We start from the raw sequence: 7,981 nt of genomic DNA on the forward strand, positions 1-7,981 counted from the left end.
ACGGCCCCCCAGGTGACCACCACCGCGAGCGCCCCCGCACCCGCTCGCGCGGGAGCAGGCGGACGGCCGCGTCCCGGTCGCGCGTGCCCCCACGCCGTACCCCGCCGTCCCTTCACGCGCCACCCCTCGTCGTTGCCCGCGTGTCCGTGCACGGGCGTCGGCTCCGCCCGCGTGCCGTGGCCCATCCTGCCCCGCCCGCAAGGGCCGTCGGCAAGGCCCGCCACACACAAAACCCCGACCGCGCAAGCGGCCGGGGTCTGTCTCAGCGTCGGCTGTCGGTACTCACGAACCCGTGGGCACGGAGTCAGTCGCCTCCGTCCACAGATCCTGCTCGGCGCGATCCGCCTGGATCTGGCGGTACACGAGGAGCCCGCCGATGGCGGCCAGTGCGACCAGGAGAAGCTTCTTCACCGCGCGACCTCGTCTTTCCTTGACGTAGGGGACCTCTGGCGCCCGACTATACACACCGACCGATACCGATCGGTGACCTGTGCGGGCCGTCAACTCCCGTCCGGCTCAGCGCAGTAGAAGCGGAGCGGTCCGGTCCGATCGGACGGTGATCACACCCTCACGGAGCGTTGTTTTGAGCGCTCCCCTCCACTCTTCTCCCTTTTTGCGAGCTCTTGCGTCCATATGGGTGGTGTTCATCTGAACATCCACGCGCCACGGGCGTCGGTCCACCACTTCGCGGTCCACATACACATCATGAGGAAAGTACGCAAATCGCCCGACCCGAAAGTGAGGGGACCATGGCCAGGAACAAGGTCATGAAGCTCTGGACCGTCGTCGTGACCGCCTTCCTCGCGCTGTTCACGGCGCTCGGACTCATCACCACGACGGCCTCCGCGGCCGTACAGCAGGCCGAGACGACGCGCAACCGCGAGAGCGCCCCGGACGCGACGGCGCCGGCGCCGTCCTTCCGGTCCTGGTCCCGGCCCAGCGCCTTGCCCCCCACGATGAAACAGCGCATCCGCGCCGAGGCCCACGGCAAGTCCCCCAGCTGCCGCCATCTCCCCCTCGCGGACACCGCCGCGGACCCGCTGACCTGCTACACCGACACCAAGCCCGCCTCAGAATCCAGCACCGCGGACACACCGCTCCAGCGCTGATCCGAGGCTCCGCATCCCGCCCGTGCCGTTCCGGCCCCGAAAGTCCAGGCGAACTTGCGTACAGCCCCACGGCACGCACAGGCCCGGCAGCTCGAACCGAGCAGCCGGGCCTTCCTCATGCCCACGACCACACCGAGCACCGCACAACCGACGACCACAACCCGCGCCTGCCGACGACCGCAGTCCGCGCCAACCGGCAACGGCCGTACCACGTAGACCGGCACCCGCCATACCGCGCGAACCGGCGCCCGCCGCAACCACACACCCGAGACTCCGCAGCCACGCCCACCCGAGCCCCCGCGGCCACACACTCCTGAGCCCCCGCACAGCACAACGACGAGACCCCCGGCCACCGGCCGGGGGTCTCGTCGACTGTGGGGCTAACAGGATTTGAACCTGTGGCCTCATCCTTATCAGGGATGCGCTCTAACCAACTGAGCTATAGCCCCGCCGCGCTCTGCGGTGTACGTCCCGCGCGCTGACTCCTGAAGATTAGCGCACGAGGGGGGCAGTCCCAAAATCGGTAATCCGCGGTCGTCACTCGTCCTCGGCCAGCGTCAGCTCGACGCCGCCCACGAAGCCCGCGGAGAGGTTGTAGATGAACGCGCCGAGCGTCGCGAGGGCCGTGGCCAGGACGACGTCGATGACCGCGATGATCGTCGTGAACAGCAGCACGTTGGGCAGCGACAGGAAGGACTGCAGGTCGAAGCCGTTCGACTCATTGGAGCCGGTCGCCTCGGAGATGGTGCCGCCCACGGTCGAGAAGACGCCCATCGCGTCCATGACCATCCACAGGACGGCCGACGCGACGATCGTGCAGATGCCGAGCGCGATGGACAGCAGGAAGCTGACCTTCATGACCGACCACGGGTCCGCCTTCGCCACGCGCAGGCGTGCCTTGCGTACGCGCGGGATGGTGCGCGCCCCCGTGCGCGGGCGCCGTACCGCGCCGGCCGGGCCTCCCGCCGTGCCCGCCGCGGCTGCCGCTCCTGCCGCTCCTGCCGCTCCTGCCGCTCCAGGCTGCGCCTGGTACGCCTGCGGCGGGTGATACGGCGCCGCCTGCTGCTGCGGCTGCCGCTCCCCGGGCAGCGGTGAGGCCGTCTGAGCGGCGGCGCCCTGTTCCGGCGCGGCCTGCTGCGGGCCTCGGGTGTCCGTCACCGTTCCCCCCTGGGATCCATGTGCCTGGGACGAGGACGCGTCCTTGGCCGGTGCCTTCACAGGCTTCAGATTGGTCGTGTGCGGATCTGCCGCCGACGCGGCGGAGCCACGGCCACCGCCGTCCGTCCCCCTACTGGTACCGGCCGGTCCGGCGCCCGTGGCTCCGCTCACGCTGACTCACTCCTCGTGCTACTCGGCCGAGGGCGCCTCACCCTCGTCCGTGCCGGTGGTCTCGGGACCCTCGGCGTCCTCGTCGACGACCACGTCGGCGTCGACTTCCTCCGCCTCGCGACCCGCCTCGGCGTTCCGGGCGATGCCGACGACGGCATCGCGCTTGCCCAGATTGATCAGTTGAACGCCCATGGTGTCACGGCCGGTTTCCCTGATCTCGTTGACTCGCGTGCGAATCACACCGCCCGACAGCGTGATGGCGAGGATCTCGTCGGTCTCCTCGACCACCAGCGCACCGACGAGCGATCCGCGGTCCTCGACGATCTTGGCGGCCTTGATGCCGAGGCCGCCGCGGCCCTGGACGCGGTACTCGTCGACAGCGGTCCGCTTCGCGTACCCGCCGTCTGTGGCAGTGAACACGAACGTACCGGGTCGAACAACATTCATCGAGAGCAGCTCGTCTCCCTCGCGGAAACTCATGCCCTTGACGCCCGAGGTCGCACGGCCCATGGGGCGCAGTGTGTCGTCCGTCGCGGTGAACCTGATCGACTGTGCCTTCCTGCTGATCAGCAGGAGATCGTCGTCGGACGAGACGAGTTCGGCGCCGATCAGTTCGTCGTCGGTTCCGTCCTCCCGCTCGCGCAGGTTGATGGCGATGACGCCGCCCGAGCGCGGGGAGTCGTAGTCCTTGAGCGGGGTCTTCTTCACCAGGCCGGACTTGGTCGCCAGGACCAGGTACGGCGCCGCCTCGTAGTCGCGGATCGCGAGGATCTCGGCGATCGCCTCGTCCGGCTGGAAGGCGAGCAGGTTGGCCACGTGCTGGCCGCGCGCGTCCCGGCCGGCCTCGGGCAGCTCGTAGGCCTTGGCGCGGTAGACGCGGCCCTTGTTGGTGAAGAACAGCAGCCAGTGGTGGGTGGTGGAGACGAAGAAGTGGTCGACGATGTCGTCTTCCTTCAGCTTCGCCCCGCGCACGCCCTTGCCGCCGCGCTTCTGCGCCCGGTAGTCGTCGGTCTTGGTGCGCTTGATGTAGCCGCCGCGCGTGACCGTGACGACGATGTCCTCCTCGGCGATCAGGTCCTCGATGGACATGTCGCCCTCGTACGGGATCAGCTTCGTCTTGCGGTCGTCGCCGTACTTCTCGACGATCGCGCCCAGTTCGGCGCTGACGATGCCCCGCTGGCGGACCGGGGAGGCGAGGATCTCGTTGTACTCGTTGATCTTCGCCTGGAGTTCGTCGTGCTCCTGGACGATCTTCTGGCGTTCCAGGGCGGCGAGCCGGCGGAGCTGCATCTCCAGGATCGCGTTGGCCTGGATCTCGTCGATGTCCAGCAGGTCCATCAGGCCGCCGCGGGCGATCTCGACGGTGTCGCTGCGCCGGATCAGCGCGATGACCTCGTCGATGGCGTCCAGGGCCTTGAGCAGACCGCGCAGGATGTGGGCGCGTTCCTCGGCCTTGCGCAGCCGGAAGCGGGTCCGGCGGACGATGACCTCGATCTGGTGGTTCACCCAGTGGCGGATGAACGCGTCCAGCGAGAGCGTGCGCGGCACGCCGTCGACCAGGGCCAGCATGTTGGCGCCGAAGTTGGTCTGCAGATCGGTGTGCTTGTACAGGTTGTTCAGCACGACCTTGGCGACCGCGTCCCGCTTGAGCACGATGACCAGGCGCTGGCCGGTGCGCGAGGAGGTCTCGTCGCGGACGTCGGCGATGCCGCCGATCTTGCCGTCCTTCACCAGGTCGGCGATCTTCTGCGCGAGGTTGTCCGGGTTGACCTGGTAGGGCAGCTCGGTGACGACCAGGCACTGGCGGTTCTGGATCTCCTCGACCTCGACCACCGCGCGCATGGTGATCGAGCCGCGGCCGGTGCGGTACGCCTCCTCGATGCCCTTGCGGCCGACGACGAGCGCGCCGGTCGGGAAGTCGGGGCCCTTGATGCGCTCGATCAGCGCGTCGAGGAGCTCCTCGTGCGACGCTTCCGGGTTCTCCAGGTACCACTGGGCGCCGGCGGCGACCTCGCGCAGGTTGTGCGGCGGGATGTTGGTCGCCATGCCGACCGCGATACCGGCCGAGCCGTTGATCAGCAGGTTCGGGAAGCGGGCGGGCAGGACGGTCGGCTCCTGGGAGCGGCCGTCGTAGTTGTCCGTGAAGTCGACGGTCTCCTCGTCGATGTCACGGACCATCTCCATCGACAGCGGCGCCATCTTGCACTCGGTGTAGCGCATCGCCGCCGCCGGGTCGTTGCCCGGGGAGCCGAAGTTGCCGTTGGAGTCCACCAGCGGCATCCGCATCGACCACGGCTGCGCGAGGCGGACCAGCGCGTCGTAGATCGAGGAGTCGCCGTGCGGGTGGTAGTTGCCCATGACGTCGCCGACGACACGGGCGCACTTGTAGAAGCCGCGCTCGGGGCGGTAGCCGCCGTCGTACATCGCGTACAGCACGCGGCGGTGGACGGGCTTGAGGCCGTCGCGGACGTCGGGCAGCGCGCGGGAGACGATGACGGACATCGCGTAGTCGAGATACGAGCGCTGCATCTCGGTCTCGAGCCCAACGGGCTCGACACGCATGGCCAGGGCGTCACCCTCGGGCGTCGTCACAGGGGTGTTCTCGTCGGTCATTGCTGGTGAAGGTCCTTCCAGGTGCGGTCAGCTGAGACCGACTCAGATGTCGAGGAAACGGACGTCCTTGGCGTTGCGCTGGATGAACGCGCGGCGGGCCTCGACGTCCTCGCCCATCAGGACCGAGAACAGGTCGTCGGCCTGGGCGGCGTCGTCGAGGGTGACCTGGCCGAGGACGCGGTGCTCCTGGTCCATCGTGGTGATGCGCAGTTCCTCGGCGTTCATCTCGCCGAGACCCTTGAAGCGCTGCACCGAGTCCTCGCGGATGCGCTTGCCGGCCTGGCGGCCCATCTCGATCAGCGCGTCACGCTCGCGGTCGGAGTACGCGTACTCGAAGTCGTCCTTGCCCCATTTGATCTTGTAGAGCGGCGGGCGGGAGAGGTACACGTGCCCGGCCTCGACCAGCGGCCGCATGAAGCGGAACAGGAAGGTCAGCAGCAGGGTGTTGATGTGCTGGCCGTCGACGTCGGCGTCCGCCATCAGGATGATCTTGTGATAGCGGAGCTTGTCGATGTCGAAGTCCTCGTGCACGCCCGTGCCGAACGCGGAGATCATCGCCTGGATCTCCTGGTTCTGCAGGATGCGGTCGATGCGCGCCTTCTCGACGTTGAGAATCTTGCCGCGGATCGGGAGGATCGCCTGGTACTCCGGGTTGCGGCCGGACTTGGCCGAACCGCCGGCGGAGTCACCCTCGACGATGAAGATCTCGCACTTGGTGGGGTCGTTCGACTGGCAGTCGGAGAGCTTGCCCGGCAGGGAGGCGGTCTCCAGCAGGCCCTTGCGGCGCGTCAGGTCACGCGCCTTGCGGGCCGCCACGCGCGCGGTGGCCGCCGCGATGCCCTTGCGGACGATGTCCGCGGCCTCGTTCGGGTTGCGGTCCAGCCAGTCGTTGAGGTGCTCGTAGACCGCCTTCTGCACGAAGGTCTTCGCCTCCGTGTTGCCCAGCTTGGTCTTGGTCTGGCCCTCGAACTGAGGCTCGCTCAGCTTCACCGAGATGATGGCGGTCAGACCCTCGCGGATGTCGTCACCCGTGAGGTTGTCGTCCTTCTCGCGCAGCAGCTTCTTGTCGCGCGCGTACTTGTTGATGAGCGAGGTGAGCGCCGCGCGGAAGCCCTCCTCGTGCGTACCGCCCTCATGCGTGTGGATGATGTTGGCGAACGAGTACACGCCCTCGCTGTAGCCGCTGTTCCACTGCATCGCGACCTCGAGGGACAGGCTCTTGTCCTTGTCCTCGGCCTCGAGCGACACCACGGTGGGGTGCACCGCGTCTCCCTTGCGGGAGTTGAGGTACTTCACGAAGTCGACGATGCCGCCCTCGTAGTGGTACGTGACCGTCTTGGCCTTCTGCTCCTCGGCCAGTTCGTCCGCACCGGCCTCGTCCGCGCCCGCGGTGGCCTTCGCCGACTCGCGCTCGTCGGTGAGCTTGATGGTCAGGCCCTTGTTGAGGAACGCCATCTCCTGGAAACGCCGCGACAGCGTCTCGAAGGAGTACTCGGTGGTCTCGAAGATGTCCGGGTCGGCCCAGAACGTGACCGTGGTGCCCGTCTCCTCGGTCGCCTCGTGCTGGGCGAGCGGGGCCGTCGGGACGCCCATCTTGTAGTCCTGCGTCCAGCGGTGGCCGTCGGTCTTCACCTCGACGGACACCTTGCTCGACAGGGCGTTGACGACCGAGACACCGACGCCGTGCAGACCACCGGAGACCGCGTAGCCGCCGCCGCCGAACTTGCCGCCCGCGTGCAGCACGGTCAGCACGACCTCGACGGCCGGCTTGCCCTCCGAGGGCACGATGCCCACCGGGATGCCGCGGCCGTTGTCGATGACGCGCACGCCGCCGTCGGCCAGGATCGTCACGTCGATGGTGTCCGCGTGCCCGGCCAGCGCCTCGTCGACGGAGTTGTCGACCACCTCGTACACCAGGTGGTGCAGGCCGCGCTCACCGGTCGAGCCGATGTACATGCCGGGTCGCTTGCGGACCGCGTCCAGACCCTCGAGGACGGTGATGGCGCTGGCGTCGTACGACGCGGCGTCTGAGCCCTCGGCGGCCTGGGCCGGGGCCTCGGTGGACGGGATGTTCTCGTTGGGGTTGCCGGAATCGGCCACGAAGCGCCCTTTCTGGCACAGCACGAGCCGGGCTCGTCGGCGGTCGCCGTGAGCGGCTGCGGCATGTTGCGTTGGTAAGCCTTGATCAGCGTTGCTCAGCTTTTCCCGGACGGTCCCCACGGGCGGGGCGGGATTGTCTTCCAGTCTACCGGTAGCGCTGACATCGATGGGGGTTTGGCGGTCCCTGAGTCCTCATGTGGCGCCCTGAATCGACCTCGGCCGACTCCCGATATGCGGATGGGGGCTCCAAGAGGCTCACGAGGGCACTCAGCGCTTCCGGCCGTCAACCCTTGGCTACTTAGGAGTCAGGTGGCGATTCACAACCGTGTGCGGTGGTACGCCGAGACTCGGTCCGACGCCGCGAACGAGCAGCTGAGAACCAGTGATGTGATGTCAGTCACGTGATGCGCAAGGGCCGGAAAACGGGCCCCGGTCACCCGTACGTGTCCCCCGGACCCGTGCTTCCGGGGGCGCGCAGGGGGCCGTAGCGGCGGGCGGGGCCGCCGGGGCCGTTGACCTTGATCAGCCGCACGGTGCCATGCCCCAGGTCCTCGTTGAGCCGGGCCACCAGGGTGGGGGCGAGCAGCCGCAGGTTCGTCGCCCACGCCGTCGAGTCGCAGCGGACCACCAGGACCCGCTCGTCCTCGTCGTACCGCTCGGGCTCGCAGTGCTTGGCCACGTCCTCGCCGACGATCTCCGGCCAGCGGCCCATCACACCGCCCACGGCGGCCGGGGCCTCCCAGCCGCGCTCCGCGATCAGCCGGTTGATCGCCGGGCCCAGGGGCATGGGATCGCGGCGGTCGGCGCGCGCGCCGGAGCGCAGGCCGCCG

General features: G+C 68.6%; 6 protein-coding genes and 1 tRNA gene. 1 reads left to right on the forward strand and 6 read right to left on the reverse strand.

Going from position 1 to position 7,981, the window contains the following annotated elements:
• Positions 1-282: 282 nt before the first annotated feature.
• Complete coding sequence (locus N4P33_RS29380; RefSeq protein WP_003999697.1) at positions 283-411, reverse strand: DLW-39 family protein; 129 nt, start codon at positions 409-411, stop codon at positions 283-285.
• Positions 412-749: 338 nt separating this feature from the next.
• On the opposite strand from N4P33_RS29380, the gene N4P33_RS29385 reads away from it, so the two are divergent.
• A complete protein-coding gene (locus N4P33_RS29385) occupies positions 750-1,109 on the forward strand; it encodes a DUF6344 domain-containing protein (RefSeq protein ID WP_260829961.1) in 360 nt (119 codons plus the stop codon).
• A 375-nt stretch (positions 1,110-1,484) separates the two neighbouring features.
• On the opposite strand, the gene N4P33_RS29390 is transcribed toward N4P33_RS29385, so the two are convergent.
• The 5 genes from N4P33_RS29390 to N4P33_RS29410 all read right to left on the reverse strand — a co-directional run.
• A tRNA-Ile gene (locus N4P33_RS29390) sits at positions 1,485-1,558 on the reverse strand.
• Positions 1,559-1,646: 88 nt separating this feature from the next.
• Complete coding sequence (locus N4P33_RS29395) at positions 1,647-2,438, reverse strand: DUF3566 domain-containing protein (protein ID WP_260829963.1); 792 nt, start codon at positions 2,436-2,438, stop codon at positions 1,647-1,649.
• Between the two features lie 18 nt (positions 2,439-2,456).
• Entirely contained in the window at positions 2,457-5,051 is a 2,595-nt protein-coding gene (gene gyrA / locus N4P33_RS29400; RefSeq protein WP_260829965.1) for a DNA gyrase subunit A, read from the reverse strand.
• Positions 5,052-5,093: 42 nt separating this feature from the next.
• Complete coding sequence (gyrB, locus tag N4P33_RS29405; RefSeq protein WP_313904610.1) at positions 5,094-7,175, reverse strand: DNA topoisomerase (ATP-hydrolyzing) subunit B; 2,082 nt, start codon at positions 7,173-7,175, stop codon at positions 5,094-5,096.
• Positions 7,176-7,584: 409 nt separating this feature from the next.
• On the reverse strand, positions 7,585-7,981 hold a 397-nt coding region (locus tag N4P33_RS29410; RefSeq protein ID WP_260829966.1), incomplete at its 5' end, for a DUF721 domain-containing protein.

The sequence above is a fragment of the Streptomyces sp. 15-116A genome (assembly GCF_025290915.1).
In the GTDB taxonomy this organism is placed as follows: Bacteria; Actinomycetota; Actinomycetes; order Streptomycetales; family Streptomycetaceae; genus Streptomyces.

What these genes read in the sequence shown, in the direction of transcription:
- N4P33_RS29385 (WP_260829961.1), top strand. Translation starts at nt 750, where the DNA reads ATGGCCAGGAACAAGGTCATGAAGCTCTGGACCGTCGTCGTGACCGCC.
- gyrA (WP_260829965.1), bottom strand. Translation starts at nt 5,051, where the DNA reads ATGACCGACGAGAACACCCCTGTGACGACGCCCGAGGGTGACGCCCTG.